At 66.5% G+C, this 26,999-nt stretch carries 20 protein-coding genes; 11 read left to right on the top strand and 9 right to left on the bottom strand.

The annotated features are described in order from the left end of the window. Position 1 precedes the first annotated feature (1 nt). Positions 2-2,068, bottom strand: coding sequence for an NHL repeat-containing protein (locus RZV17_RS03155; RefSeq protein WP_355609144.1), 2,067 nt, complete (start codon positions 2,066-2,068; stop codon positions 2-4). 203 nt (positions 2,069-2,271) lie between these two features. Between RZV17_RS03155 and RZV17_RS03150 the strand changes: the two genes are divergently transcribed. Then, entirely contained in the window at positions 2,272-2,967 is a 696-nt protein-coding gene (locus tag RZV17_RS03150) for an AIM24 family protein (RefSeq protein ID WP_039410723.1), read from the top strand. Between the two features lie 366 nt (positions 2,968-3,333). On the opposite strand, the gene RZV17_RS03145 is transcribed toward RZV17_RS03150, so the two are convergent. Together RZV17_RS03145 and cycA are read right to left on the bottom strand one after the other, a co-directional pair. Further along, positions 3,334-4,245, bottom strand: a complete 912-nt coding sequence (locus RZV17_RS03145) for a CorA family divalent cation transporter (RefSeq protein ID WP_355607171.1) — start codon at positions 4,243-4,245, stop codon at positions 3,334-3,336. Between the two features lie 270 nt (positions 4,246-4,515). Further along, complete coding sequence (gene cycA / locus RZV17_RS03140) at positions 4,516-5,889, bottom strand: D-serine/D-alanine/glycine transporter (RefSeq protein ID WP_184441196.1); 1,374 nt, start codon at positions 5,887-5,889, stop codon at positions 4,516-4,518. A 550-nt stretch (positions 5,890-6,439) separates the two neighbouring features. On the opposite strand from cycA, the gene RZV17_RS03135 reads away from it, so the two are divergent. Then, positions 6,440-8,212 (top strand): expansin EXLX1 family cellulose-binding protein, encoded by a 1,773-nt coding sequence (locus RZV17_RS03135; protein WP_104579191.1) that lies wholly within the window; start codon positions 6,440-6,442, stop codon positions 8,210-8,212. Positions 8,213-8,669: 457 nt separating this feature from the next. Here the strand turns inward: RZV17_RS03135 and RZV17_RS03130 are convergent, their stop codons facing one another. Next, complete coding sequence (locus RZV17_RS03130) at positions 8,670-8,885, bottom strand: hypothetical protein (protein ID WP_166743769.1); 216 nt, start codon at positions 8,883-8,885, stop codon at positions 8,670-8,672. Positions 8,886-9,165: 280 nt separating this feature from the next. On the opposite strand from RZV17_RS03130, the gene RZV17_RS03125 reads away from it, so the two are divergent. Next, positions 9,166-9,933 (top strand): transporter substrate-binding domain-containing protein, encoded by a 768-nt coding sequence (locus RZV17_RS03125; protein WP_047697268.1) that lies wholly within the window; start codon positions 9,166-9,168, stop codon positions 9,931-9,933. Between the two features lie 86 nt (positions 9,934-10,019). Here RZV17_RS03125 and RZV17_RS03120 read toward each other — a convergent pair whose 3' ends face one another. Next, the gene (locus tag RZV17_RS03120) at positions 10,020-10,895 is read right to left on the bottom strand and encodes a DMT family transporter (RefSeq protein ID WP_104579194.1); all 876 of its coding nucleotides are present in this window, start codon (positions 10,893-10,895) and stop codon (positions 10,020-10,022) included. Positions 10,896-11,242: 347 nt separating this feature from the next. On the opposite strand from RZV17_RS03120, the gene RZV17_RS03115 reads away from it, so the two are divergent. Continuing rightward, complete coding sequence (locus RZV17_RS03115; RefSeq protein WP_355607165.1) at positions 11,243-12,109, top strand: SAM-dependent methyltransferase; 867 nt, start codon at positions 11,243-11,245, stop codon at positions 12,107-12,109. A 323-nt stretch (positions 12,110-12,432) separates the two neighbouring features. Here the strand turns inward: RZV17_RS03115 and RZV17_RS03110 are convergent, their stop codons facing one another. Further along, complete coding sequence (locus tag RZV17_RS03110) at positions 12,433-14,262, bottom strand: GGDEF domain-containing protein (protein WP_355609141.1); 1,830 nt, start codon at positions 14,260-14,262, stop codon at positions 12,433-12,435. 652 nt (positions 14,263-14,914) lie between these two features. On the opposite strand from RZV17_RS03110, the gene RZV17_RS03105 reads away from it, so the two are divergent. Further along, positions 14,915-16,006 carry a DUF1615 domain-containing protein gene (locus RZV17_RS03105; RefSeq protein WP_355607162.1) on the top strand — a complete coding sequence of 364 codons (1,092 nt, stop codon included), beginning with the start codon at positions 14,915-14,917 and terminating at the stop codon, positions 16,004-16,006. Positions 16,007-16,422: 416 nt separating this feature from the next. Beyond that, on the top strand, positions 16,423-18,747 hold the full coding sequence (locus tag RZV17_RS03100; RefSeq protein ID WP_355607159.1) for a DPP IV N-terminal domain-containing protein: 2,325 nt from the start codon (positions 16,423-16,425) through the stop codon (positions 18,745-18,747). 265 nt (positions 18,748-19,012) lie between these two features. Here the strand turns inward: RZV17_RS03100 and RZV17_RS03095 are convergent, their stop codons facing one another. Both RZV17_RS03095 and RZV17_RS03090 read right to left on the bottom strand, forming a co-directional pair. Continuing rightward, positions 19,013-20,974 carry a S9 family peptidase gene (locus RZV17_RS03095; RefSeq protein ID WP_355607156.1) on the bottom strand — a complete coding sequence of 654 codons (1,962 nt, stop codon included), beginning with the start codon at positions 20,972-20,974 and terminating at the stop codon, positions 19,013-19,015. Between the two features lie 199 nt (positions 20,975-21,173). Further along, a complete protein-coding gene (locus tag RZV17_RS03090; RefSeq protein WP_068838594.1) occupies positions 21,174-21,509 on the bottom strand; it encodes a DUF3817 domain-containing protein in 336 nt (111 codons plus the stop codon). Between the two features lie 210 nt (positions 21,510-21,719). On the opposite strand from RZV17_RS03090, the gene RZV17_RS03085 reads away from it, so the two are divergent. From RZV17_RS03085 to RZV17_RS03065, 5 genes are all read left to right on the top strand, one after another. After that, positions 21,720-22,340 carry a YiiX/YebB-like N1pC/P60 family cysteine hydrolase gene (locus RZV17_RS03085; RefSeq protein WP_166749625.1) on the top strand — a complete coding sequence of 207 codons (621 nt, stop codon included), beginning with the start codon at positions 21,720-21,722 and terminating at the stop codon, positions 22,338-22,340. Positions 22,341-22,535: 195 nt separating this feature from the next. Beyond that, positions 22,536-23,426 (top strand): alpha/beta hydrolase-fold protein, encoded by an 891-nt coding sequence (locus tag RZV17_RS03080; protein ID WP_355607152.1) that lies wholly within the window; start codon positions 22,536-22,538, stop codon positions 23,424-23,426. Between the two features lie 42 nt (positions 23,427-23,468). Further along, positions 23,469-23,978 carry a helix-turn-helix domain-containing protein gene (locus RZV17_RS03075; RefSeq protein WP_355607149.1) on the top strand — a complete coding sequence of 170 codons (510 nt, stop codon included), beginning with the start codon at positions 23,469-23,471 and terminating at the stop codon, positions 23,976-23,978. Positions 23,979-24,051: 73 nt separating this feature from the next. Continuing rightward, on the top strand, positions 24,052-24,930 hold the full coding sequence (locus RZV17_RS03070) for a CPBP family intramembrane glutamic endopeptidase (RefSeq protein ID WP_179453593.1): 879 nt from the start codon (positions 24,052-24,054) through the stop codon (positions 24,928-24,930). Between the two features lie 282 nt (positions 24,931-25,212). Beyond that, positions 25,213-25,674, top strand: coding sequence for a DUF4126 family protein (locus tag RZV17_RS03065; RefSeq protein ID WP_355609138.1), 462 nt, complete (start codon positions 25,213-25,215; stop codon positions 25,672-25,674). A 92-nt stretch (positions 25,675-25,766) separates the two neighbouring features. On the opposite strand, the gene RZV17_RS03060 is transcribed toward RZV17_RS03065, so the two are convergent. Further along, on the bottom strand, positions 25,767-26,945 hold the full coding sequence (locus tag RZV17_RS03060) for a hypothetical protein (protein ID WP_355607146.1): 1,179 nt from the start codon (positions 26,943-26,945) through the stop codon (positions 25,767-25,769). Positions 26,946-26,999: the final 54 nt, after the last annotated feature.

Below are 26,999 nucleotides of genomic sequence, written 5' to 3'. Positions count from 1 at the left end.
CTTATTGCACCCGCACGCGCAGATCGCGATTGGCCATTGCCGCATTGCCGCTGTAGTCGCGCGCGGTGATGCGTAATACGTAAGCGCCGGGCGCCAGCGCGCCGGCCTGCCACAAGCCATTTCCGATGCGGCCATCGCGCACCGTGTTGCTGACCATGTAGCGGAACCGCGTGACTGCGCTGCCGTGCACGGTGATGCCGCTATCGGGTGCGTACGCAGTCAGCACCGCGTCCGGGTCGGCCGGCATGCGGTCGAACACGAGCGTCATGCGTGGCGCTTCCTCGCCCGGCAACGCAACGCCGTGCGCATCCAGCACCTGGTAGCCCAACGCATACAGCCCCAGCCGGCGCCGCGGCAGATTGCGATCCACCTGGTCCCAGGCTTCGACCACGATCTGCACGCTTACCGCTGCCGGCACCTGCGCTACCCCATCGGTCACCGGCAGTGGCTGACCCGCAGCGTCGAGCAGGCTCACCTTGTCGATATGCGGCGCCACATGATCTGCATAGCCGACAAATCCCAACTGCACCGCGTTGCGCTCGAAGCCATTGGCACCGGAAGTGAGATGCACGTGCGCCATGCCATTGAGCGTGCCCAACGCATCGCCTGCGCGAAACCGCGTACCGCGCAGCACGCGCATGCGCTCGGGCTTGCCGTCCACATCCGTCATCAGGTGGAAGCGCTGCGGATCCAGCGGTTTTCCTTGCGCGGTTCGGCCCACACGCATATGGACGTAGCCAATTGTATCCAGCGCCATGCCCTCGCCCAGTTGCCCCAACCCCCACGTCGCGTACGGACTGGAAACCTTGGCATCAGCGATGGCGAACACGGTCTGGCCGACATCGCCGCGAATATCCAGGCCCGCATGCAGATGGTCGCGGCTGAGACCCTGGTAGTTGCCACGCACCTCGCCGAGCGTGCCGACCACTTCGTGCCAACCGTCCTGCGGTTGCAGCGGCCACCGGCCCTGCGTGGCAGGCAATGGCTGCGCTGGCGCCGGCCCGACCACAGGCGCCGCATTTGCAAGCGCGTCGTCGAACGGCACCAGACGATGCACGCGTGCGCTGCCGGCATCGCTGACATACACCGCGCCCTGTGCGTCCAGCGCAATGCCGGCCGGGCGCGACAAACGCTGCGTGACCTCTGCGCCGCTGAGTGTCAGCACGTGCCCCGCACGCGAGACCTGCAAGACGCGCCCGCTCGCATCGCCCACGTAAAGCACGCCGTCGTGGGTGATCGCAAGGCCCATCGGGCGATGCATCAGCGGACTTATGTCGGCAGGATCGCCGCCAATCAAGGTGCTGACCGTGCCATCGGGTGCAATCCGCCGGATCGCATCGTTGCGCATGTCCGCCACCCAGACATCGCCTTGCGCATCCACTTTCAAGTCGGTTGGCGTATCGAACCGCGCCTGCATTCCAAGGCCATCGGCCATGCCCGGCAGCGCGCCACCGGCCACTGTGCGCACCTGTCCATCGGCGTCGATCACGCGGATACGATCGTTGTAGGTGTCGGCGACATACACGCGCCCGTAGGTATCCACCGCCACACCGACCGGCCCGTTGAAGCGCGCCTGTGCCGCTGCGCCGTCGCGATCGCCAGCCACACCGTCGCCGGCAAGCGTGGTCACGTTGCCTTGCGGGGTCAGCTTGCGGATGGCGTGGTTGCCGGTATCGGCGATGTACAGATTGCCGGCCTTATCGAGGGCGATGCCCGAAGGCGTATTGAACGCCGCCGCCACACCGATACCGTCGGCAAAGCCTTCGCGGCCGCCGGCCAGCGTGTGCACATGGCCATCCGCGCGCAGGCTGCGGATACGGTTGGTGTCGCCACCATCGGCGATGTAGAGCGTGCCCAGCGCATCGACCGCCAGGCCATACGGATCGGCAAACTGCGCGTCGGTGGCGCGGCCATCCGCTGCGCCACGCACGCCACTGCCGGCAACCCATTGCAGTTGCGCTTTCCAGCCCAGCGGCGTTGCGACTGGTGCGTTCGGCTGCGCTGCAGGAGCAGGCGAAGGTAGGCGTGCGGACCACCAGAACGAGAATGCTGTGGCCGCAACAAGCACAAGCAGCAAGCTGATCCATCGTGCGCGTCGTGGTGCCATACCGGTTGCGTGGACCTGTCGAGGGGACTCGCACTGTAAGCGGGTTGCATGCTCGTGGGGAGCAAGCGGGCTGTGGCGTGGCACGCGTGCCGCCTACCTACCCGTGCGACTGCTCCGCAGGCGCCCGCGTATCATGCGCACTCTTTTGCTTCTAGGACGGACCCATGGCCGTACGCACGCTCAACGAATTTCTCGCCCATTCCAAGGAAAAGGACGTCAGCCCCGATCCGTTCGAACTGGAAAACCCGCATCTGCTGGAAGTGCGCCTCAACGGCATGGTGTGGTCCAAGGCCGGCGCCATGGTGGCGCGCACCGGCACCGTCAAGTTCACCCGCGAGGGGCTGCTGGAACAAGGGCTGGGCAATCTGCTGAAAAAAGCCGTCAGCGGCGAAGGCATGCAACTGATGAAGGCCGAAGGCCAGGGCCGCGTGTATCTGGCCGACGTCGGCAAGCTGGTGACGCTGCTGCGTTTGAATGGTGAGGCGATCTTCGTCAACGGCAACGACGTGCTGGCGTTCGAGTCGGGCGTCGAGCACAAGATCACCATGATGCGCAAAGTGGCCGGCATGTTGTCGGGCGGGCTGTTCAACGTGCGCCTGAGCGGCCACGGCATCGTGGCGATCACCTCGCACTACGAGCCGCTGACCCTGCCGGTCACCGCCGCCAGCGGCCCGGTGTTCACCGACCCCAATGCCACCGTGGCGTGGTCGGGCACGCTGACCCCGGAGCTGGTCACCGACGTGTCGATCGGCACGCTGTTCGGCCGCGGCTCGGGCGAAAGCCTGCAGATGCGCTTCGCCGGCGAAGGCTGGGTGGTGGTGCAGCCGTACGAAGAAGCCAGTTTTCAGGCCAAGGGCTGATACAGCGCGCCCCGTAGCAACCAGCAAGTCGCATCGCCTGGTCGCACGCTAGGCAGTTTTCCAGTAACGACACGGTGCGCGGTGACAACTGCGCACCCAAGACCCTTGTAGGAGCGCACCTGGGCGCGAGGGACTTTTACCGGTAACGCCACGTCGCGCCCGGGTGCGCTCCTACGGGTTTCTGATAGTCTGCCGCGCGCTGCGCAGCTACCGAGATGCACTGGTTTGGCAGTGCGCGGTCGCGAGTCATGCGCAACAGATGATGCGATGGCGACGCGTCGTAGGAGCGCACCTGGGCGCGAGGGACTTATCGGTAACGCCACGTCGCGCCCGGGTGCGCTCCTACGGGTTTATGGCTCTGATGCGTTACACCCAGCCGCGCTTGCGAAACCACGCCAGCGGAATCACCACGCTCAGCGCGATCACACCCAGCGCCCAGAAGTACGCATCGTGTGCCTTGAGCTCGGGCATGTAGGCGAAGTTCATGCCCCAGATGCCGACCAGCACGGTGGGCGGGATGCCGACCACCGACGCCACCGCCATCACCTTCATCACGTTGTTCTGGTCCATGTTGATCATGCCCAGCACGCTGTCGAGCAGGAACTCGATGCGGTCGTCCATGTGCTGCTGGAATTCGCTCAAGGTGGTCAGGTCCTTGTGCAGCAGGGTGATGCGTTTGGCCGCATCGGCGCCGAACCAGTCCGGCGTGGCGCCATCCAGATAGGTGACCAGACGCAGCAGGCCCTGCCCGGCGTTGTGCAGGCCGCCGAGCTGACGGCCCATGCCGCCGACCTGGTGCAGCATGCGTTCCAGGTCCTTGGTCTTATGCGGGTTGTCGAATACCAGCCGCGTGGTGTCGGTGACCGCCGCTTCCAGCGCTTCCAGGCGGTCTGCCAGCCGCCCGACCAATTGGTCGAACATGCGCAGCAACAGGTCGTCCGAACTATGGCAGGGCGCGTGTTCCAGGCGCGCTGCCAATGCCTCCAGCGAGCCGATACGCTGCTCGCGCTGGGTCACCAGCATGGTCGGCGACAGCGCAAACCCCAGCGGCGCGGTGGGGCCGTCGTCATCCTGGAAGCGCGGCACATTGAGAAACAGCACATCGCCCTGGCGGCGCACCCGGCTGCTGAATTCGATCTCGCCAATCGCCGCGCGATCGGGCAACGCAAAGCCGACCTTTTCGGCGGCTTGCGCCAGCTCCTGCGGGCTCGGCTGGCACAGGTCCACCCAACAGCCCTGCGCGTGGTGAGTTCCGGCAATCGGGTGGATCGTGATCATGCGGCAGGCCGTGGCGATGGATGGCCGCGAGCATCCGGCCCCGCTCCATCGGCGTCAACGCCACCCCACACGCACACTCAGCTGCCAGTGGCCTTCATCGTGGCGACGTGCAGCCGCGGTGCGGCCCGGTGGTACGGGGCTGCTGCGCCGCGCACCGATCGAACCCGCAAGGCATTCGGCAGTAAACGCCACGGTGCGTACGCTGGCAACGCAGTGCCGCTCGGGCACTGCCGGCATGCTGGAGCGCGCCGGCAGTGTCGCGCCTCTGGCTCAGGCGCGCGCCTGTCGCCCCTTCACCGCATACCCGATCGCCAGGATCAAAAACCATACCGGGCTGGCCAGCAGCGCCTGCCGCGTGTCGGCCTGCAAGGTCAGCAGCACGATGACGAAGGCGAAGAACGCCAGGCACACGTAGCACATCAACACGCCACCGGGCATCTTGAACGCCGAGGCCGCGTGCTGCTCGGGCCGCTTGCGCCGGTACGCGATGTAGGCGCACAGGATCAGCGACCACACGAACATGAAGAGCACCGCCGACAACGTGGTGACCAGCGTGAACGCGGTGACCAGGTTCGGGATCAGGTACACCAGCATCGCGCCCAGCAGCAGGCAGACGCAGGAAAACAGCAGTCCACGTGCCGGCACCGCAGCGCGCGAGAGCTTGGCAAAGCCCTTGGGCGCGTGCTGCTCTTCGGCCAGGCCGTACAGCATGCGGCTGGTGGAGAAGATGCCGCTATTGGCCGAGGAGGTGGCCGAGGTCAGCACCACGAAGTTGATCAGGCTGGCCGCGGCCGGCACACCGGCCAGCACGAACAGCTCCACGAACGGGCTCTTGTCGGCCACCACCTGCCGCCACGGCGTCACCGCCATGATCGCGATCAGGGCCAGCACATAGAAGATCAGGATACGCACCGGTATCGAATTGATCGCCTTGGGCAGATTGCGGCGCGGGTCGGCGGTTTCTGCAGCGGTGGTACCGACCAGCTCGATGCCGACAAAGGCGAACACCGCGATCTGGAAGCCGGCAAAGAAACCGCCAATCCCCATCGGGAACATGCCACCGTCGTTCCACAGATTCGACAGCGAGGCCACGTTGCCCGACGGCGAACGGAAGCCCCAGGCCACCAGGCCGGCGCCGGTGATGATCAACGCGGCGATGGCGATGATCTTGATCAGCGCAAACCAGAATTCCATCTCGCCGAACAGCTTCACCGTCACCAGATTCAATGCAAGCAGCAACAGCACGCAGGCGATGGCCGGTATCCATGGCGCCAACCCGGGAAACCAGAACTGCGCATATGCAGCGATCGCGATGACATCGGCAATGGCGGTGATGATCCAGCAGAACCAGTAGGTCCACCCGCAGAAGAACCCGGCCCATGGCCCGAGCAGATCGGTGGAGAAGTCGATGAACGACTTGTACTCCAGGTTGGACAACAGCAACTCGCCCATCGCGCGCATCACGAAAAACAGCATCGCGCCGATGATGAGATAGACGAACAGGATCGACGGCCCGGCCAGACTGATCGTCTTGCCCGAGCCCATGAACAGCCCGGTGCCGATCGCCCCACCGATCGCGATCAACTGCAGGTGGCGATTGGACAGGCTGCGTTGCAGATGATCGGGTGCGGACGGATCGGACATGGGCACGGCACCGGCAAGTGAACAAGCCGTCAAAAATACGAGATCGCGCCGGCTGGCACCAGGGGTCTGACTGGAGTTGCCTGCATCGAAACGAACCGGCCACTCAACGATTGGCGGCACGCCCCATGATGGTGCGCAGTGCGACCCGCTCGCATGCCGGCATGCACTGCATGCAGCGGCTCAACCGATCAATGCAGCTCGACGTCCACCGTTGTCACGTAGCGGTGTGCCAAGGCCGGCATCCACCCGGGCGACGCCAGCGTCACACGTCGAAGCGATCCCGACCAGCGCATCGCCGCGTCGGTCCCCGTCCACAGATCCCTGTGATTGGCCCGCGCGGCAACCGGCACTGCGGCAGCACTCCCGGGCGGCACCCACTGTGCCCGTCACGACGATGACGGTGCGGCATCTCGCACAAACAGCGATCCCCATTCCAGTGCGGCGGTCCGCTTCGTGTGGCAGGCGCACTCGCGCCCGCTTCCTTGACTGGGCGCACGGACCGCGCGGGCACTAGCTGGTTTCCTGCGCAGCCACCACCCAGGAGACTTACATGCACTCACGCGCCCACTTACTGCTCGCCCTCGCGTTGCTCGCCCCGGTCACACCGCTGGCCATGCAGGTCGACTCGCGCGGGCAGCTTGTCGATGTGCAGGGGCGGGTGTTGCAGCTCCGCGGCGTGACCTGGCCGGGATTCGATCGCAGCACGCTGGTGGCGGCCGGCTTGCACAGCCGCACACTGGCACAGCTGCTGGACCAGATGCAGGCGTCCGACATCAACGCCGTGCGCCTGCCCGTTTGCGCAGCGGCGCTGCACGGCAGGCCGGTGCTCGCTGCGGCAGTGGCCGGCGACCCGGCATTGCACGCGCTCAATTCCCTGCAACTACTCGATGCGGTGGTGCGTGCCAGCAGCGAACGCGGGATGCAGGTGCTGTTTGCCTTTGCCGATGGCGGCTGCGACGAGGAGGCGCCGCAGCTGGGCACCCATCCACAGGCGTGGACACGCGATCTGGTCACCCTCGCACGCCGCTACGGCAACCACGCCGGCGTGATGGGCGTGGACCTTGGCAGCAGCGGTTATCGCAACGCGACCTGGGCGGGAAGCGCCGCAGGGTCGGACTGGAACCGCGTAGCCTCGCGCGCCGCCACAGCGGTGCTTGCGCAGGCGCCGCGCTGGGTGGTGGGCGTGGAAGGCGTCGGCAGCAACGCCGTGTGCAGCGACACCGCACGCAAGGCCGCAGGCAGCAATCTGCAACCGCTGGCCTGCGTGCCCTTGCGTATTCCGGCGCGGCAGCTGGTACTGATGCCGAAGCTGGCCGGGCCCGATCGTGATGCGGCCGAGGCGTTTGCGGCACCCAACTTTGCGCAGCTGCTGCCCGCAATCTGGCAACGCGATTTCGGCACGTTCGCAGTGGACCACGCGGTGATCCCGGTCAGCATCGGCGGCGGCCTGGGCGATGGCGATCCGCGTGATGCTGCATGGCAGACCGCCTTGAGCAGCTATCTCTCCGGCAGTGGCATGCGCAGCGCATTTCTCGGTCGCTGGGAGGTGGGCAATGCCAACAACGGTGGTCTGCTCGGGCCGGACGGCAGCCCGCGTGCGGACAAACTGCAGGTGCTGCATCAGGCGTGGGGCATCGGCCCTGCAGCGGGGTCGGTTGCCTCGGCAAAGGCCGCCGGCACGAAGGATGCGAGCAAGGCAACCGCCTGGAACGGCACCTTCACCGGCACGGCCACGTATACCGGCTCCGGCTACTCCGGCGGCGCGCTGCTGCTGGACCCGATCCCGAGCACCGCCTTCATCACCGCGCTCAACCCGACGCAGCTGAACTTCGGCGGCGTCAAGGCTGCGCTGGCCGGCGCCTACCTGGAGGTGACCGGCCCCAAGGGCAAGACCACCGTCTATGTGACCGATCTCTATCCGGAAGGCGCCTCCGGTGGGCTGGATCTGTCGCACAACGCGTTCGCTGCGATCGGCAACATGGTGGACGGGCGCATCCCGATCAGCTGGAAGGTGGTGCGCGCACCGGTGAGCGGCAACGTGCAGTACCGCATCAAGGAAGGCAGCTCACGCTGGTGGGCCGCGATCCAGGTGCGCAACCACGCCTATCCGGTGGTCAAGTTCGAGGTCAAACAAGGCAGCACATGGAAGAGCCTGCAGAAGATGGACTACAACCATTTCCTCGGCGAACAGCTCGGCAATCAACCCCTCTCCATCCGCATCACCGACATCCGCGGCAAGGCCATCCTGGATACCATTCCCGCGCTCTATGAAGACGGCAGCCATCCGGCGTATTTCCAGCCGGGTCAGGTGCAGTTTCCGTAGCAACTTGCGTACCGATCGATGTGTCTCGTTGTTCGTGCAGAAGCATCGGCACAGCGGTGATCCACATGGTCAAGCAACTTCGCATGGCCGTGCGTGATGCAGGCGGACGCGACGCAGATAGTGCAAGCCAACTGATGCCGTGAGTGCAAGCCAGCGTTAGCTAGCGCAATCCAACTCCTGCGCATCTAGCGAGTGGCACTCAGGCCAACCATCGCCAACACTGTGCAAAACCGCAATGCGAAAAGCCCCTCTCCCACCGGGAGAGGGGTTGGGGTGAGGGTACGGCCGCCGCACCGGTCACGCACATTACGCAGCATCAATCACGCTGGCACATCCCATCGCATTCATTCAAAGCGGTGCAACACGCTCCAATGCGATGCACTAGAGCTGAAACCGCACATTTCAACGCACGCCACACATCCATACCGCGCGCACTACTCAAGCACTCACCAATCCATCAACCACCAGCCAACCCACCGCCTACACGTCCCGGCAGCGCCTGGTCGTCATCCTGTTCAAGGTCACCAACTTCATCGCGCAGGCCGCCTTTCTGCGGCGGCTGCTCTTCCAGAGGAGTCTGTTCCTCGTTGGTATCCGGGTCCGGTGTGCCGTGGGCCGACAGACCTGCCATGAACGAGGTCATAGGCCGCGCGGTGCGTGGATTGAGATGCATGTCTGACTCCTTGCGGTTGACGTTAGCGACAACGCTAGGCCGCACGGTGCTACCGGGCTGTGAGCCGGCTGGTGGCGTTCGTGACGCCTTGTTGACGCGTCCCGCCCAGCGCAGTGTTCCTGCACCACGCTAGCCGCAGCGCATTCCCCCTTTCATCGACGCTGACAGCCGGTGCTGCAGGTCACCGCTGCACAGCGGCCCGGCGACCAAAGCTCCGCAGCACGCCAGCCTCACCGGTCGTGCCACCGCTATCATGCGCACTCACCTCCGAGGCAACGCCATGCGCTACTGCGTCCTTCTCGCCGTGCTGATGACCATCGGCAGCACGCAGGCGGCCACGCCCACGTCCCGCCTGGATGCGGTACTGCAGGCCGGTGTGCTGCGCGTCTGTACCACCGGCGACTACCGGCCGTACTCGCTGCTGCGCGCCGATGGCCGCTTCGAAGGCAGCGATATTGCGCTGGCGCAGTCGCTGGCCGATAGCCTGCAGGTGCGCGTGCAATTCGTGCAGACCAGCTGGCCGACGCTCCTGCCCGACCTGCTGGCCGATCGCTGCGATATCGCGGTGGGCGGGATTTCGGTGACATTGCAACGGCAGCGCCAGGCAAGCTTCAGCGCGGTGCTGGACGTGGACGGCAAGATCCCGCTGGTGCGGTGTGCAGACCGCAAGCGCTACCGCACCATCGAGCAACTCAATCGCCCCGAGGTCCGCGTGATCGAGCCGCCCGGTGGCACCAATGAAGCCTTTGCGCGGCGCGACCTGCCACGCGCGCAGCTGCGCCTGTTTGCCGACAACACCACCATCTTCCACGAGCTGCTGCATCAGCGCGCCGACGTGATGATCACCGATGCCTCCGAAGCGCTGTACCAGCAGGCCCGGCTGCCGGGCCTGTGCGCCATCGCCCCCGAGCAGCCCCTGCAATACAGCGAAAAGGCCTTCCTGCTACCGCGCGACGACCAAAGCTGGAAGGCCTATGTCGATCAGTGGCTGCATCTGAGCAAGGCCAGCGGCGAATATGGGCGCATCGTTGCCGCCTGGCGGGAATAGGGAATAGGGAATCGGAACAGCAGTGGATCGAACGCCTTTGGCGGTGCTCTTACGAATCCCCAATCCCGAATCCCCAATCCCCGCCCTCAAACGATCTTGGTCCGCCGCCACCACCTGGAAACCTGTTCCTCGCGCACCAGGGTGAACAGGCCGGCGCCCAGGATCAGCGCGATGCCCACGCCCATCGGCCAGTCCAGATGATCGTGAAACAGCAGGTAGCCGAAGGCGATCGCCCATAGCATCTGGCTGTATTGCGTGGGCGCCACCACGCTGACCGGTGCCAGCCGCGTGGCGTACATCATGCAGATGGCGGCCAGCCCGGCCAGCAGGCCGTAACCGGCCAGCAACCCCCATTGGTACAGCGTGGGCCACACAAAGCTCGGCAGCATCATGATCCCGCCCATCACCAATGGGCCGATCACGCCGGCGCCATACAAGGTCAGGCGCTTTTCGCTATGTCCGGCCATGCGCAAGGTGATCACCGAGATGGCGCCGACCAGGCCGCACACGATCGCTGCCACATGCCCATGGGTGAGATGGCGAAAGCCCGGCCGCAGCACGATCAGCACGCCGATGAAGCCGACGATCACCGCCGACCACCGCCGCCAATGCACTTCTTCCTTGAGGAAGATCACCGACAGCACGGTGACGAAGATCGGCATCAGGAAGATCAACGCAAAGGCTTCGGCCATCGGCAAGGTGGTGAAGGCGATCACCGAGGTAAGGTTGCCGATGGCCCCGGTGAAGGCGCGCAGCAGCCACAGTGCAGGCTGTTTTGCCATCACCAGCTCGCGCAGCTGATCGTCGGGCTTCTTCAGGAACGGCACTGCCAGCAGCATCAGCAGGGCACCGAGAAACAACACCTCGTAGACCGGCAAGGTGCCTTCGAGCAGCTTCACGAACGCATCGCTGATCGAATAGGCCGCGTAACAGGCGAACCCCAACACCACACCCTTCAGCATTGCCGATACTCCACGGTTGACGCCGATCGATGCGGGTATCGATACGGACGGCCCGCAGTATGCGGTGCGGGGTGTGTCAGCGGAACCGCGCGCAAGCACCACGCAGTGCTCGCTGCGTTCGGCCGGGTGCGGCAGGGCACGCATTGGCAGCAGCCGTGCAGCGCACTGCGCGGCAGCGGTGAACTCCCGGGCCGGCACATGCCAGCACCGCAGCGATCCCGCAGGATGCAGGCGGTGGTCTCTCTCACGCTGGCCCTCCTCGCCAACCTGCCAGGCCATGCCCGGAAGCACCAGGTCGGTTACGATGCCAGCCCTCTGCGCGCCGCCTCGCGCAGCGCCCGCCCTCCATGTCCCTGCCTGCCGTGCCCCACTATTCCGGACCCTTGCTCGCCCTTTCCGATGCCCAGGCCTTGCTGGCCGCGCGTGGCGCCGGCCGCGCCGCGTGGACGGGGTCGCTGGATCTGGGCCGCAGCACAGGGACCGCGCAGCTGGATGCGCAGACCTGGCAATGGCGCGGCCGCGGCTACCCGTATCCGGGCAAGCTCAAGGACCGCACGCTCTATTTCTGGGATGGCGACGATTTCGCGCCGATCTCGCGCTTCGACAGCGCACTGATCAAGCTGGTGCCTACCCAATGGGGCGCGCCCACCTTCGAGATCGACGGCATCAAGATGCTGCCGTCGGCACAACTCTCGCCGTTCGAGGATGCGCGGCGCAAGGTGGCGCTGGTCAACCCGCGCGGCAAGAGCGTGCTGGACACCTGTGGCGGCCTGGGCTACTTCGCAGCCTGCGCGCTGGAAGAAGGCGTAGCGCAGGTGCGCTCGTTCGAAAAGAACGCCGACGTGCTGTGGCTGCGCACGCTCAACCCATGGTCGCCGGATCCGGAGGCTGCCGCTGCCGGCGGGCGGCTGCAGCTGGTGCATGCCGATGTCGCGCAGCACATCGCCACGCTGGCCGACGATTCGGTCGATGCCATCCTGCATGACCCGCCCCGCTTCGGCATTGCTGGCGAGCTGTATTCGCAGGTCTTCTACGATCAGCTGGCACGCGTGCTGCGCCGAGGCGGGCGGCTGTTTCACTACACCGGCGCGCCCAACAAGCTCACCAGTGGGCGCGATGTGCCCAATGAAGTGAGCAAGCGCCTGACCAAGGCCGGGTTCAGTGCGCAGTTGGCGCTGGATGGCGTACTCGCGACGTTGCCGGCCCGGCGCTAGCCGCACCATTACCCGCAGCGTGCGCAATCTGCGCGCACCACGCTGACATGGCGGCCGTCAGGACCGCCTGCAGCAGCCATCGCCGTCCGCAACAGGCGAGTGCCGCCGCTGCACGCACGCTTCAGCCCTGCACGGTGACACGCTGCCGCGGCGGCGAGCCGCTGCGACGCCTGCCCAAGCGGCGAGCCTGCTCATGGCCGTGCGGTGTACGTGAGCGTCCAGACCCAGCGCTGACCGCAGCGGCCCGCAGGGCAGGCATCGGCCTCGACCCGTGACGCACGGCCGCCGCGCGCGTGGTGCAACGGCCGGCCTGCCGCAGATGTTCAGCACACCGCCCACTGATCGCGCCCGGCCGTCTTGGCGGCATACAGCGCCAGATCGGCCTGACCGAGCAGCACATCCAGCCCGGTGGCCGGGGCCACGCTTACCGCCCCCATGCAGAAGCGCACCGGCTGCTCTGCCGGCAGGCCGGGGATCTCGATCGCGGCTACCGCATTGCGCAAGCGCGCAAACACCGCCGGAATTTCATCCGGCCTGCAGCCCGGCAGCACCAGCAGGAATTCTTCGCCACCCAGCCTGCCCAGGCGGTCCTGCGCACGCAGCGCCAGGGTCGAGGCGCTGGCCAGGGCCTTGAGCACCGCATCGCCGATGGCGTGCCCGTGCACATCGTTGATCAGCTTGAAGTGGTCCAGGTCGATCAAGGCCAGCATGCACGGAGTGTGCACGCGCAACGCCTGCTCGATCTGCTGTTGCGCTTCGGCGCGGATGGCGCGGCGATTGGGCAGGCCGGTGAGTTCGTCGCGCATGGCCAGCCGCGACAGCTGCCGGCGATGCCGCGCCCCGAAGGCCAGCACCACCAGCGCCCCAAGCAACAGCAGGCAGGCCGCGCACAGCGCGATCCACAGCGCGCGCTGGCCGGCTTCGCGCGCCTGCAATGCCAGCTGCGCGGTTTCGCTACGGCGGCGCAACTCGGCATTTTCCGCCTCGCGGCGCGCATCTTCATAACGTGCCTGCAGGCGCAGCATCACCGTGTCGCGCTGACGCTCCAGGCTCTGCGCGCGCAGTGCGTTGGCACGCTGCAGCTCCTGGTATGCCTCGGCATGCCGGCCTTCGGCCGCCAGTGCCTGGGCGATGGCCTCGACCAGCTCTGCGCGCCGGCTCAGGGTCAGGTTCGGGTCGTCCGCGTCCCTGGCAGCGATGATTGCGCTGCCCAGGCTGGCGGACTTCAGCGCGATCAATGCCCGCAGCAGCACCGTGTGGCACGCGGCGACCCGGCCGACATTGCCCTGGGTCTGCATCAAGGGCAGCGCCTCGCGCGCCATGCTCAGCGCCGCCGCGGCATCGCCGGTGTCGATCAATGCCTCGCTGGCGCTGGTCAGCGCCGCCGCCACGCCGGCCTGATCGCCCAGCTCGCGGCTGAGCGCCAGCGCGCGCCGGAAATGCAGCAAGGCCGCTGCCGGCTGCTGCTGCGCCAGCGAGGTGCCGTATTCGTATTCGATCAGGCTGCGCTGGAAGCGCGCCGGCTGGCCCTGCAGACGCGCCAGGGCACGCTGCAGGTAATCCTGCGCGTCGGTGTCGTCGGCAACGCGGCCGGCCACGCGGCTGGCCAACGACCCGAGCTGGGTCAGCCCGTCCATTTCCAGACCCAGCTGATGTTCGCGCGCGGCGCACTGGTAGCTGGTCTGCGCAGCGCTCCAGGCCTCGTCGCTGCTGCCGGAGGCCAGCATGCTCCACATGTCCACGGCTTCGACTTCGCACACCAGATCGCTGCGCCCCAGCGCGCGCGCCTGCTGCCGCAAGGCATTCAACCGCGCCACCATGCCGCGATTGGGATTTTCGCGTACGTCGCTGAGCGCCTGCACGATCTCCAGCCACAGCCGCGCCTGCGCGGCATTGCCGTGCAGTTGGTCCAGCAGGCCACGCGCCTGCGCCAGCGCTGCCTGTCGCGCGTCGGTGTCTTCCAGGGAGATCAGCACCCGGGCCTGCGCCAGCTGCGCCCAGAACTGCGCATCGCTGTCGCCATCGGCACGCGCCCGCTGCAGCGCCTGCCGGGCGATCTGCAGGGCCTGCATCGGGTCGTCGAGCGTGGCCGATTCGATGGTCTTCCACGGCTGCGGTTGCGCCCAGGCCGGTGCGCTGAACAACAGCACCATGCACGCGGTGAGCACACCTCGCCAGGCGGTCGCGGCCCTGCTCAACCGGTGCTCACGTTCGCGGCGGACCAGACCGCATGCGCAGCGCACCCATGGCAAGACACATGGCAAGACCCGTGGCCTGGCCCTGGCTGGCTGTTTGCTGCGGCATCTCGGGCACTCCCTTGGTCTGACAGCGGTGGAATCCGGTGAGCCGCCTGCACGGCGCACTCGATGTCTTGCGGCTGCAATGATGACTGGCAGACACGGCAGGTCACGTGAGCGCGCGGCTGGGTCGAGCCCGTTATCGGCCGCATTGCGCACGTCTTGAATCGGGCTGCATGAATCGGTTGGGCGCGGCCTGCGCACGCAGGACGGCCGTGGCACACCAGGTGGCCCGCTGGGCACGGCGCCCGAGGTTCACTGCGCAGATCGAGGTCACTCACCGGCTCGTCCGCGCACAGCCGAGGAGGGTGTATCGCCGTTGTCGTTGGCGGCCGTGCGGTGCTGCAGGCCGCGCGCGCAAGCGGTGCGTCCTGCCGGTCAGCCGACACGATCGACATCGGCGATACCGCCGGCCGCCACGCGCTCCCCTCGCGCGCCATGAAAACCGCCACACCCCGGCCACGTAAACTGCGCCACGGCGATTGCTGCCATCGATCCTGGAGACACCGTGACCTGCCCCCTGCCCCGCCTGCTCACGCTGCTGGCCATCGCCCTGCTGTCGGCCTGCGCCACCCAGGCGCCGCGCGCACCGCAACGCTCGCCGGAGACGGTCAAGGCCGACATCGCACGGCGCCTGCCAGCCAACCTGCCCGACCGTGCCGGCTGGGCCAACGATGTCTACGTGGCGCTGTCGTCGCAGGCGCTGGACACCAGCGCCGAGCACATCTGCGCGGTGCTGGCGGTCACCGAGCAGGAGTCCACCTATCAGGCCAATCCCACGGTGCCCAACCTGGGCAAGATCTCGCGCGCGGAAATCGATCGCCGCGCCGGCGCGCACCACATTCCCGCCTTCATGGTCGATGCGGCGCTACGCATCACCTCGCCGGACGGCCGCAGCTACGCCACGCGTATCGCCGCCGCCCGCACCGAGCAGGAGCTGAGCCGCATCTTCGAAGACTTCACCGGCAGCGTGCCGCTGGGGGCGCGCCTGTTCGACGGCCTCAACCCCGTGCACACCGCCGGCCCGATGCAGGTGAGCATCGCCTTTGCCGAGCAGCACGCCGCGCGTTACCCGTACCCGCCCGACAGCACCGTCCGCCACGAGGTGTTCAGCCGCCGTGGCGGGCTGTGGTTCGGTACCCTGCATCTGCTTGGGTACCCGGCCACCTACGACGCGCTGTTGTACCGTTTCGCCGATTTCAACGCCGGCTGGTACGCCAGCCGCAACGCCGCCTTCCAGGCCGCGCTGAGCAAGGCCAGCGGCATCGCACTTGCGCTGGACGGTGACCTGCTCACGCCCGGCGCCAGCCTGGAAGCACCTGGCGGCACCGAACGCGCCGCACGCGCGCTCGCCAGCCAGCTGGCAATGAACGACCGCCAGATCCGTCGCGCCCTGGAGGCCGGCGACACGCTGGAGTTCGAAGACACCTCGCTGTACCGCGAGGTATTCGCCCTTGCCGACCGCACCGCCGGCGCGCCCTTGCCGCGTGCGGTGCTGCCCGGCATCACCCTGGAAAGCCCCAAGATCACCCGCACCCTCACCACGGCGTGGTTCGCCCAGCGGGTGAACGAACGCTGGAAGCGCTGCATGGGCAAGTGAGCTCGGTAAAGTGCTGGCCGGCAAGCGCGGCAGCAGCGGTCATTGCCTGCGCCTTGCCTGCGGCAGGCTGCGCCATCGCGTGATTGCAACGGCGCCCACCATGCGAAGCACCGGGCGCCCCACCTCGCACGGTGCACGCTGCGCACACGCTGGCAAGCCGCACAGTTGCGTCGCATCGCCACCATTGCTGCGTGCACTGCGGCACTGCGGCGCGGCGCCGCCGACCCGGCCGGCACCCGCACGGCGACAGGCGCTGCCGATGTCTCGCCTGCCATGCCGCCCTGGCCGGCATGCATCAGCGCACTGGCCTGTGCACCGGCACGACTTCTGGCAGAGGCATGCCCCGCCCCCGGCCGATAGCATCGGTCGGTCGCGCTGACCGTGGTCGTGCGCGCCCTTGTCCCGGAGAGTCCTACATGCCCACCCCGTTGCCGATGCGGCACCTGCTCGCCACCCTCGCGCTGGCTGTGTCACCGGCCATCGCCAGCGCGCAAGCGCCCAGCGTCACCGAGGCCGACTACGCGCGCGCCGAACGCCTGATCAACCATCTCGCGCAACCACTGCTCGACCATGCCCCCACGCGCGTCACCTGGCTCGATGCCACGCATGTGGCCTATGTCGATCACGATGCCAAGGGCAACCGCGTGCTGCAGCTGGATACCGCCACCGGCAAGACCGCGCCGCTGTTCAAGACGTCTGCGCTGGTCGCCGCGCTCAATACGCTGCTCAAGACCGGCGACACGCCGCTCACGGTCGACACGTTTGCACCGGCCGTCAAACTGACTGCCGACGGCCGCTACCGCCTCACCGTGCGCGACACGACCGTGGTGTGCGATGCGCACGCACGCTGCAGCAAGCTGTATGCAAAGGATAAGTCGGAGCCCGGCGTTGCATCGCCGGACAAGCGCAGCGAAGCCTTCATCCGCAACTGGAACCTGTGGGTGCGCGATCTGGCCAGCGGCCAGGAAACCCAGCTCACCCGCGACGGCGTGGAAAATTTCGGCTACGCCACCGACAACGCCGGCTGGCAGCACAGCGACAACGCCATCGTGGCGTGGTCGCCGGATTCGCGAAAGATCGCCACCTTCCAGCAGGACCAGCGCAAGACCGGCGACATGTACCTGGTCAGCACCAAGCTCGGGCATCCGGAACTGCAATCCTGGAAATACCCGCTGGCCGGCGACAAGGACGTGACCATGATCGAGCGCGTCATCATCGACGTGCCTACGCGCAGCATGGTGCGTCTGAAGCTGCCGCCGGATCAGCACCGCTCCACCTTGTGCGACGACGTCAGTTGCTCGCCGGGCCTGTGGGACGACGTGAAGTGGGCGCCGGACAGCAAGACGCTGGCGTTCGCCTCCACCTCGCGCTTCCACAAGCAGACCTGGCTGCGTATCGCCGATGCCGGCACCGGCGCCGTGCGCACCGCGTTTGAGGAAACCGCCAAGACCTATTACGAAAGCGGCCAGGTCGCCGCCAACTGGGCCTATCTGCCAGCCAGCAACGAAGCGGTATGGTTTTCCGAGCGCAGCGATTGGGGCCAGTTGTATCTCTACGATCTGGCCACCGGCAAACCCAAGCGCGCCATCACCAGCGGCGAAGGCAACGTCACCGAGCTGTTGCGCGTGGACCCGGTGAGCCGCACTGCATGGTTTGTCGGCGTCGGCCGCAGCCCGGGCGTGGACCCCTACTACCAGCAGCTGTGGAAAGTGAGCCTGGACGGTGGCGAGCCGGTACTGCTCACCCCCGAAGCAGCCGATCACAGCATTGCGCTGTCACCGGATGGCGCACGGTTTGTCGACACCTATTCCACCTCGGTCACCCCGCCGGTCACGCTGCTGCGCGATGCCGGCGACGGCCGCACCGTCAGCACGATGGCCACTGCCGACATCACCCGCCTCAAGGCCGCCGGCTGGGTGCCGCCGGAACCGATCACGGTCAAGGCGCGCGACGGCAAGACCACGCTGTACGGGCTGATGTTCAAGCCCAGCAATTTCGACCCGACGCGCAAATACCCGGTGATCGATTACGTCTACCCCGGTCCGCAGACCGGCTCGGTGCGCGGCCGCAGCTTCCTGGCCGGCCACGGCGACAATCAATCGCTGGCCGAACTCGGCTTCATCGTGGTCGCCATCGACGGCATGGGCACGCCGTGGCGCTCCAAGACCTTCCACGACACCTGGTACGCCAACATGGGCGACAACACCCTGCCCGACCAGGTGGCCGGCTTGAAGGAGCTCGGCCAGCGCCATCCATGGATCGATCTGGACCGCGTCGGCATCTGGGGCCATTCCGGCGGCGGCAATGCGTCCACCGCAGCGATGCTGCGCTACCCGGACTTCTTCAAGGTGGCCTGGTCGGAAAGCGGCAACCACGACAACCGCGGCTACGAAGACGACTGGGCCGAGAAGTATCACGGCGAGCACATCGTCAACAAAGACGGGAGCTCCAACTACGACGACCAGGCCAACGCCAACCACGCCGGCAAACTCAAGGGCCGGCTGATGCTGGTACACGGCACCCTGGACGACAACGTGCCGCCCTACCTCACCCTGCTGGTGGCCGATGCCTTGATCAAGGCCAACAAGGACTTCGACATGCTGATGCTGCCCAACGCCAAGCACGGCTACGCCGACCTCACCCCATACGTCGCCCGCCGCCGCTGGGACTACTTCGTGCAGTACCTGCTCGGCGCCACACCGCCGGCGCAGTACCAGATGAAGCCGATGCCGAAGGAGTGACCACCCCGCAACGCGGCACCGCCATCGGTGCCGCGCGGCGCGTCTTCAAGCCATATCGAAAGCACGCAGCACCCCGCTCTTCGTAGGAGCGCCCCATGCCCCGCGATGCACCGGCGATAACCGCACCAGCGGCAGTCAGCATCACCAACAACTGCCGCTCGCGCACATCGCATTCTCGGCGATGACGGGCAATCCACACCACCAGACGACAGCGCAACTCCAGCCACCACGCCATCAGGCACGCCGCGGATGGTGCAGCAGCACCTCACTGTGCCGTACCGCCACCCAGCTGCTTGTGCAAAAAGGCCAGCAGCTGCGTGTAGTACTCCCGGCGGTGTGCTTCGGTGTAGAAACCATGGCCCTCGTTGGGGAAGTACAGCGACTCCACCGACACGCCGGCGCCCTTCAGCGCGCGCTCCATCGCCTTGGTGTGTTCGATTGGCGCACGTTCGTCCTTGCCGCCGGCGGCAAGGAACACCGGCACCTTGATCTGCCGCGCCAGCGTCACCGGCGAACGCGCGGCCAATGTGTCGCGCGCGCCCAGCCAATCCACTGTCCAGTTCTTGGCCCACCGCGCGTAACGTGCGGTATCGCGCGCCATCATCTCCAGATCGTAGACACCCACGTACCCGGCCGCGCAGCGGTAGAGCGCAGGCTCCCTGGCAACGCCCATCAGTGCCGCGTAACCGCCATAACTGGCGCCGTAGATGCAGATGCGCGACGCATCGGCGATGCCTTCGGCAATCGCCCACCGGGTGGCATCAGTGACATCGTCCTGCATGCGCCCGCCCCACTCCTTGGCGCCGGCCTGGGTAAAGGCGTACCCGTAATTGGCCGAACCGCGGTAGTTGACGCGCAGCACGGCGTAACCCGCGGCCGCAAGCAACTGCGTGTCGTCGTCAAACTGCCACTCGTCGAAGATGCCGAACGGGCCGCCATGCGGCATCACGATCAGCGGCAACGGCTTTCCGGCGGCCGCATGCAGTGGCTGGGTCAGGTAACCGTGCAACACCAAACCATCGCGCGCCTTGAAACTCACCTGCTTGCTGGCCGGCACGCCGTCGGGTGCAAACCACTCGCGGCGACTGAACACCCGGTCGGCCTTCTTGCTGACCGTATCGAACAGATAGTAATCGCCGTTGTTGCGATCGCTCCACACATACACCAGCACCAGGTGGCGGTCACGAGTGGCCGAGGTGATATACACCGCGTTGCCGTCGAACGCCTTTTCAAGGCTGCGATAGAGCCTGGCAGTGGGCGAGGCTTCGTCAAAGAAGCGATTACGGACGCGGTCGCTCATGTACGACGCGCCGATCGGCGTGGCGCCATCCAGGTCGCGCAGGATCCGGTACGGGTCGACGGTGTCGTCGCGCAGCACCGGCGTTGCAGTGCCAGTCGCCGGGTCCCAGGCCACCAGCGTATCCGGACCGCTAGACTGTTCCACCTGCAGATACGCACGGCTGCCATCGGCCGAGAAGCCCAGCGGAAACTCACGATGCTTGCTGCTGGCGGAATCGTTGATCAGCCGCCACGGCGCAGTATCGTTATCGCGGTAATACAACTTGCTGACATTGCTGAGGTCCGAACCATTGGCGAAGCGGATGCGCCCCTGCTGGTCGGTCACAAAGCCTGCGCGGCGGACCGGCGAGGTGGCCACGGTGCTGCGTCGACCGGTCTGGGTATCCAGTTTGTCGATGCGGATGCTTGGGTCGCCCACGAACGGAACCGTGGACACCAGGATGTTGCGCGGGTCGCCCGGCAAGGTATCCAGCATGAAGGTCGCCGGGTCCAGGTCCATCTTCAGCTGGGCGCCGTTGATGTCCGGGTTGGTGCCATACGGGCTGGCCAGCAGGCGACCATTCTTGCCGTCGGCATCGATGGCGTGCAGCTGGCCGATGGCCACCGGTTCGTCGCGCGAGCCTAGCCGCTGCGCCATCGACACCACGATGCGCTCGTCGCTGGTCCACCAAAAATCGTCCACCACGCTGTTGACGCCACCAGTGACCCTGGCGGTGGCCACTTTGTCCTCGCGCCGCACGATTCCCAACACGGTGCGATCTTCCAGCGGCATCGTCAGCGCAAAGTACGCGCCCGACGGCGAGATCTTGATCCGTTCGAACGTGTCATGCTTGAGATACGGCGTCAGGTCCACTGCCTCCTGCGCCCGCCCCGGCGACGCCACGACCAGCGCCAACGTACACACCGCTCCCATCACCCAACACCGCATAGCGCCTCCACGATCTGTCCTTGAGGCCGCCATGGTGGCAAAGGCATGCGGTGGCGTCCATGCCCAGGCAAGCCGTCGCTCTCGATGCCATCTGCGGCAGGTGCGCAACCAACGCGCAGCCCCGTGTCACGGTCGCTACGCGCGCCGCACACCAATGCCGGATTGACGCTGGGTGGTGTCACGCACGCAAGCCGGTGCGTCAGCGCGCGGCAACCCGCCGTTGCCCCAGCAATCCGATACGCCGGAACCACATCTCCAATGGCACCGTCACCAGCGGCGGCACTGCGGCCAGCAGGCTCAGCACCCAGGCCCACCATGGCCAGCGCAGCCGCAGCGCGGCAAGCACGCTCACCGCCAGATAGAACAGGAAGGCCGCGCCGTGCAGGCGACCGAACAGCCACACCACCACCTCGGTGGTCTGTGTGCCGTACTTGAGCCACATGCCCAGCAACAAGCCGGCCCAGGTCACACCCTCAATGAACGCGGCAACCGCAAACAGCCGACCCATCGGCGACAACGCAGCAGCAGAACGCATGCAACACTCCAGTGGACACAGGGATTGCCGCGACGCGATGGCGGCGGCGACGCCCGCTGGCCCACCGAGTTTACAGGTGGTGACCGCAGCGGGTGCGGGCGCACCGCTGCCGAGCGTTCGAGCCCACTCCTGCAGTGCATCTGGCTGGAGCAACGCACCAGTTGCCCGTCCAGGCAATAATGCAGGTCTTGTTGTCCTCAGGCCCGCACCATGCGTCTCGCCCTGCTGCTCTCACTCCTGCTCGCCTTGCTGCCCGTCACGGCATCAGCCCTGCGCGTCCACGAGGGCGACCTGCTGTTCGTCACCGCCGCACGTACCGGCCTCAGTGGTGCGATCGACGATGCAACCGCAAGACCGGGCGCGCCCAGCTTCGACCATGTGGCACTGGTCGCGCACGAAGGGAACACGCAGATCGTCCTGCACGCCGACGAACAGGGCTCGCGCCAGCAATCGCTGCGCACGTTCATCGACGAGGCAACCGCCAAGCACCGGCAGATCATCGTGTATCGCCTCACGCCGGAGCATCGCCCCGCCATTGCAGACGCCGTTGCCCAGGCGCGTCGCATGCTCGGCAAACCCTACAACGACACCTATGTGCCGAACGAAGACAGCTATTACTGCTCGGACTTCATCGAGCGCGCGTTCCGGGCACACCACGTCTTTGCGCTGCAGCCGATGAACTTCAAGAACCTGCAGACCGGCAGGATCTCGCCATACTGGACCGATTTCTACCGCAGCCGCGGCATGCAGGTACCGCAGGACGTACCCGGCAGCAACCCGAACGATATGGCGCGCGCACCAGCGCTCGCCGTGGTCGGGCAATTGAACTGAGATGCGCGATCAAGGCGTCGAGACGCAGCCGGTGAGCGGCGCGGCGCGCTGGTCTCAGACGCCGGGCACACACCCTGGCGCAAGCAGCACGCACTTCAACCACGGGATGACGCTTTGAAACGATGCTTGTTGTCTGCATGGCTGCTGATGCTGTCCGCATGTACGCAAACTCCACAGGCAGCGCCACCGAGCGCGATGGCGGCCTCCCCGACTGTCCAACCCGCGGCACCGGCGCTGACCGCTGCACCTGGCCAGCAACGCGGCGAAGGCCACCCTTACCAACTCGCCGATACCGCGGTCTGGAACGTGCCCGACCCCGTCTCCGGCCGCACCTACCAGGTGTTCGTTGCCCTGCCGCGTGGCTATGCAGACACCCCGCAACGCCGCTACCCGGTGCTGTATGCCACCGATGGCGACTATGCCTTTCCGTTGGTCAAGGCGATCGCCCGGCGCTTGAACGGCGAAGGCCCGGCGATCGAGGACTTCATCCTGGTGGGCCTGTCGTACGCGCTTGGCGATGAGCCAATGCCCAGCCGCAGGCGCGACTACACGCCAACCCCGGAAGAGGGCCCAGGCGCGCCACCGGTCACCACGCACGGCAAGAGCGCGGCGTATATCGCGTACCTGCGTGAACAGGTGTTGCCCTTCATCGCGCAGCACTACCGCACTGACGAACAGCGGCGCCTGTATCTGGGCCATTCGTATGGCGGCCTGCTCGGAACCGAGATCCTGCTGAGCACACCGCAGATGTTTTCCGGCTACATCCTGGGCAGCCCGTCGTATTGGTACGGCGCGCATGTCATGGCGCAGCGTGAAGCCACCTACGCCACCACCCACACCGATCTCCCCGCGCAGGTTTACCTGTATGTCGGCGAGTACGAACAGGTGCGTTACCACAAGAACTACGACATGGTCCCCGATGCACGGCGCATGGTGCAGACGCTGCGCACCCGCCACTATCCGTCGCTGCGGATCGACCTCGATGTGCTCAACGACGAAGACCACCTCAGCGTGGCCCCGCGCGGCGCCACGCATGGGCTGAAGGCGCTGCTGGGCACCGCAACCGCGCAGCGCGCCCCCCGCTGAGCTGACGACCCAAGGTCTGCCCCCCCCCCCGACTTCCGGCACATGGCGCAATTACAACAGCGCTTATATATTCGTGTCATGAGCACGCCCTCACCCACCCTCGGCACCCTGGTCCGGCATCTGATCGAGTTGCTGGACGGCGACCTGGAAGCGGTCTACGCAGCCTCTGGGCTGACGTGGCGGCCGCGCTATACGCCGGTGTTGCGCGTGCTCATGCGGCTGGGCCCCGTTTCCATCAAGGTGCTTGCGCAAGAGATCGGCATCACCCATTCCGCCGCCAGCCAGACCGTTGCGCAGATGGTCAAGCAGCGCCTGGTCGCCCTCAAGCCCGGTGCGGATGCGCGCGAGCGCATCGTGGTGCTCACCGCCAGGACCAGGCAGATGATTCCGGCATTGCAACGGCAATGGGCGGCCACCAATGCAGCCGCCGCGCAACTGGACGCGGAGCTGTCCGTTCCCTTGTCTGCGGTGCTTGCAGAGGCCATTGCCGCATTGAACCAACGCTCCTTCGCCACCCGTATTTCCGCGGCAGCGACCGCACCTGCCCCATAGCCGCAGCATCCACAAGGAGTCGCACATGCATGCAATGACGCAATCCAATGGTCCCCTCGCGGCATCTCCAGCAATGCAGGCATCGCAGCGCATCGAACTGGGCGAGCGTGGCGTCCTGCGCCCCGGCCGGCTGCGCTGGCTGCGCGCATGCGGCTGGGCAGTGGCGCTGTTCTTCCTGGTGGCCATTCCAACCGGCGTGGTCACGCGGTTTCTCGGCAGCCTGTGGCCAAAGACCAATGAGCCGGTGCAGTTCGTGGTCAGCCTGGTCGGGGCGCTGGTCGCGTTGGGCATCTATACGCTGGCGGTCCGCCTGGCCGAAAAACGCACCCCATCGGAAATCGCATTACGCCCCATGCTGCCGCAGTTGACCATCGGCCTGTTGGCAGGTGCCGCGATGTTTGCCACGGTGATGGGCATCATGGCGCTGTTCGGCCTGTACGACATCCAGTTCGTCGGCCCGGCATCGGCCTGGACGCCGCTTCGCAAAGCGCTGCAGGCCGGCGTGGTGGAAGAGCTGATGATGCGTGCGGCCATTCTGCGTCTGGTATGGCGTGCATTCGGCCCGTGGACGGCGTTTGCAGTGTCCTCGGCAGTGTTCGGCATCTCCCATCTGGGCAACCCCAATGCCACGGTGTTTGCCGCGCTCTGCATCGCACTGGAAGCCGGGGTCATGATGGGCGCCTTCTACGCGCTCACCGGGCGCATCTGGGTGTCGATCGGTGCGCATGCCGCCTGGAATTTCACCCAGGGCTACCTGTTTGGCGCCGCCGTCTCCGGTGTGGCAGCGGGCCCGGCCATCGCGCGCAGCACGTTCAATGCCGCGCTGCCGGAATGGCTGACCGGCGGCACGTTCGGCCCCGAAGCATCGTTGGTCGGCATGCTGGTCTGCCTCGCCGTCGGCCTCTCGGTCGTGTGGCTGGCATGGCGCCGTGGTCAATTCGCCAGGCAATAAGGTGGCGCCCGCATCTCGCAGGCGTTATTGATCCGTTCGCTGTGCCCCGACAGCTGCAGAGGCTGCGCGCCGCATGACCTACGCACCACCCGGTGCCACGCGCCGCCACCCGGCGGCGCGTGGCGAACAGCAAGCACCGGCATACGGGCGCAACCGATGCGCGGCGTGCACAAGGTCTTGCCAGCGCCCACACATGCCCGGCCCTAGTGTGTGGCGATCCACAACAGCGTGACGATCGCAATGCCATTGGTTTGCGCTCGTCGACCACAGGCAGAGGTGCACATGGCTTTGATTCATTCCATCCTGATGAGCGCCGTCGCCGGCATGCGCTCGATGACGCCGCTGGCAGCAGTGGCCAACGCCGCCCGCACCGGCAAGCTTCCTGCTGACAATGGCGCCCCGTCGTTGCTTGCCAACCCGGTCGCCTCGGCCGGCATGCTGGCGCTGGCCGGCGGTGAGTTGGCGGGCGACAAGATGAAGACCGCCCCCGACCGCATCGTGCTCCCCGGGATGATCGCCCGCATCGCCACCGGCGTCATCGTCGGCACTGCGTTGGCGCCGCGCGAGCAACGTGGCACGGCCGCCCTGCTCGGTGCAACCACCGCGGTCGCCGCCGCCTATCTCACCTTCAACGCCCGCATGCGCGCCATCGAACGCTACGGCCAGACCAGCACCGGCATTGTCGAAGATGCCATCTCGGTGGGCGCGGCCACCTTGATCATCCGGGACGCCGCAAAGCGCTAATCCTCGCTGACGTGCCTGCATGCGGTGCTGCACCATGGTTCGACTTCTGCATCGTGGCCGCAGCATGGTCATGCTGCAGCACTCGCCTGGCGTTAGGCGCGCTCTTCGGGCGCCTGGGCCACTGCGTTCCACCCTTGCTGCACACTCCATCGCCAATGGCGCGGCGCCTCGTCGCTGCCCTTGGGCCTGGCCAGGCAGGTAAGCGTCTGGCCAGTGTCGCCCCAGCGCAATGCGGAATGACGCGCCGACACAAGCAAGCCGCTGGGCCGGTCATCGACAATCGGCTCCAGCCATGGTGCAAACAGCGGGTCGAGCGGATCGTCGCGTGTCATCAGGCACGCAGGCAGATAAGGCGCCAGCACCAGTGACGGTGCCCCTGGTGGTGCCGTTGGAAGTTCCACCTCCTGCTGCCTGCGTATGTGCTCCGCCTGACTCTGCGGAAGTCTGAGATCAGCCATCTCCACCATCGGCTCCCGCACCGAGTGCGCAATCAGATCGTCGAGGCTGGCCGACAGCATGCGGTTGTCCTGTTCAACCCGACTCCCCCAGCCCTGGACATGCGTCTGCGTCACTGCGTGAATGTCCACGAAGGTTTCGACCTTGTCACACCGGTAAATGCATTGCGCATGGCGGTCATAGATCAACAGCCCCCACCAGCCCGTCGTTGGCATTGGCGAAACGAAGTAGCGGCCATCCGGCGAAAAGCCCGTTGAGGCGCCTGCGCCAAACACCACGCTCCCGTCCGGAAACAGATAGTCGTACTGCAGGGGCGCACTGTTGCGCGGCTCGTGGCAGCCAACAATGCGCAGGCGCCCGCCTTCCGGCGTCAGCGGCCCCGTATCCAGCCAGGCACTGCGGCTCGGCCTTTCGACACCCGCGATCCGCGCCAGCGTCGGGCCCGGGTCGTCGTGCGCAACGCTCAGCCGGGCGATCTTCTCCCACGCACGGCCGAGCAGCAAAAGCGCGACAAACGCGCCGCCGCCCATCAACACCCCTGCGACGACCGCATCGGCTTGCCGCCCCACCGCGACACTGGCACCCACACAGGCGCCCAGCCACCAGAGCCAGGTGACGTCCACCACACCGCGGAGGTGATGCTCTACCCACTGCGCAACCATCGCGCCCGCCAGGTAGATCCACATCAGCCCGACTGGCAGAACCAGCGGGATGACAAACGGCAACAGCAGCGCCAGCGCATCGACGACAACCCCCACCAGCACCCGCACGCGGGACCGGGATGCATCTGCGTCAGGTGGCGTGTCCGGGGTCATCTGGCTGCAAGGTCAGGCTGCCACGCGCCGCGTCGGCAGCGTCGTCGAGCACAT

Origin of the sequence: Xanthomonas cannabis, assembly GCF_040616535.1 — a bacterium.
Classification (GTDB): domain Bacteria; phylum Pseudomonadota; class Gammaproteobacteria; order Xanthomonadales; family Xanthomonadaceae; genus Xanthomonas; species Xanthomonas cannabis.
This window is presented reverse-complemented; position numbering and strand designations above follow the sequence as displayed.

Bases quoted from the DNA above. Each gene is read 5' to 3' on its own strand.
- RZV17_RS03150 (WP_039410723.1), top strand. From the start codon at position 2,272: ATGGCCGTACGCACGCTCAACGAATTTCTCGCCCATTCCAAGGAAAAG.
- RZV17_RS03145 (WP_355607171.1), bottom strand. From the start codon at position 4,245: ATGATCACGATCCACCCGATTGCCGGAACTCACCACGCGCAGGGCTGT.
- cycA (WP_184441196.1), bottom strand. From the start codon at position 5,889: ATGTCCGATCCGTCCGCACCCGATCATCTGCAACGCAGCCTGTCCAAT.
- RZV17_RS03135 (WP_104579191.1), top strand. From the start codon at position 6,440: ATGCACTCACGCGCCCACTTACTGCTCGCCCTCGCGTTGCTCGCCCCG.
- RZV17_RS03130 (WP_166743769.1), bottom strand. From the start codon at position 8,885: ATGCATCTCAATCCACGCACCGCGCGGCCTATGACCTCGTTCATGGCA.
- RZV17_RS03125 (WP_047697268.1), top strand. From the start codon at position 9,166: ATGCGCTACTGCGTCCTTCTCGCCGTGCTGATGACCATCGGCAGCACG.
- RZV17_RS03120 (WP_104579194.1), bottom strand. From the start codon at position 10,895: ATGCTGAAGGGTGTGGTGTTGGGGTTCGCCTGTTACGCGGCCTATTCG.
- RZV17_RS03115 (WP_355607165.1), top strand. From the start codon at position 11,243: ATGTCCCTGCCTGCCGTGCCCCACTATTCCGGACCCTTGCTCGCCCTT.
- RZV17_RS03110 (WP_355609141.1), bottom strand. From the start codon at position 14,262: ATGGTGCTGTTGTTCAGCGCACCGGCCTGGGCGCAACCGCAGCCGTGG.
- RZV17_RS03100 (WP_355607159.1), top strand. From the start codon at position 16,423: ATGCCCACCCCGTTGCCGATGCGGCACCTGCTCGCCACCCTCGCGCTG.
- RZV17_RS03095 (WP_355607156.1), bottom strand. From the start codon at position 20,974: ATGCGGTGTTGGGTGATGGGAGCGGTGTGTACGTTGGCGCTGGTCGTG.
- RZV17_RS03090 (WP_068838594.1), bottom strand. From the start codon at position 21,509: ATGCGTTCTGCTGCTGCGTTGTCGCCGATGGGTCGGCTGTTTGCGGTT.
- RZV17_RS03085 (WP_166749625.1), top strand. From the start codon at position 21,720: ATGCGTCTCGCCCTGCTGCTCTCACTCCTGCTCGCCTTGCTGCCCGTC.
- RZV17_RS03080 (WP_355607152.1), top strand. From the start codon at position 22,536: ATGGCGGCCTCCCCGACTGTCCAACCCGCGGCACCGGCGCTGACCGCT.
- RZV17_RS03075 (WP_355607149.1), top strand. From the start codon at position 23,469: ATGGCGCAATTACAACAGCGCTTATATATTCGTGTCATGAGCACGCCC.
- RZV17_RS03070 (WP_179453593.1), top strand. From the start codon at position 24,052: ATGCAGGCATCGCAGCGCATCGAACTGGGCGAGCGTGGCGTCCTGCGC.
- RZV17_RS03065 (WP_355609138.1), top strand. From the start codon at position 25,213: ATGGCTTTGATTCATTCCATCCTGATGAGCGCCGTCGCCGGCATGCGC.
- RZV17_RS03060 (WP_355607146.1), bottom strand. From the start codon at position 26,945: ATGACCCCGGACACGCCACCTGACGCAGATGCATCCCGGTCCCGCGTG.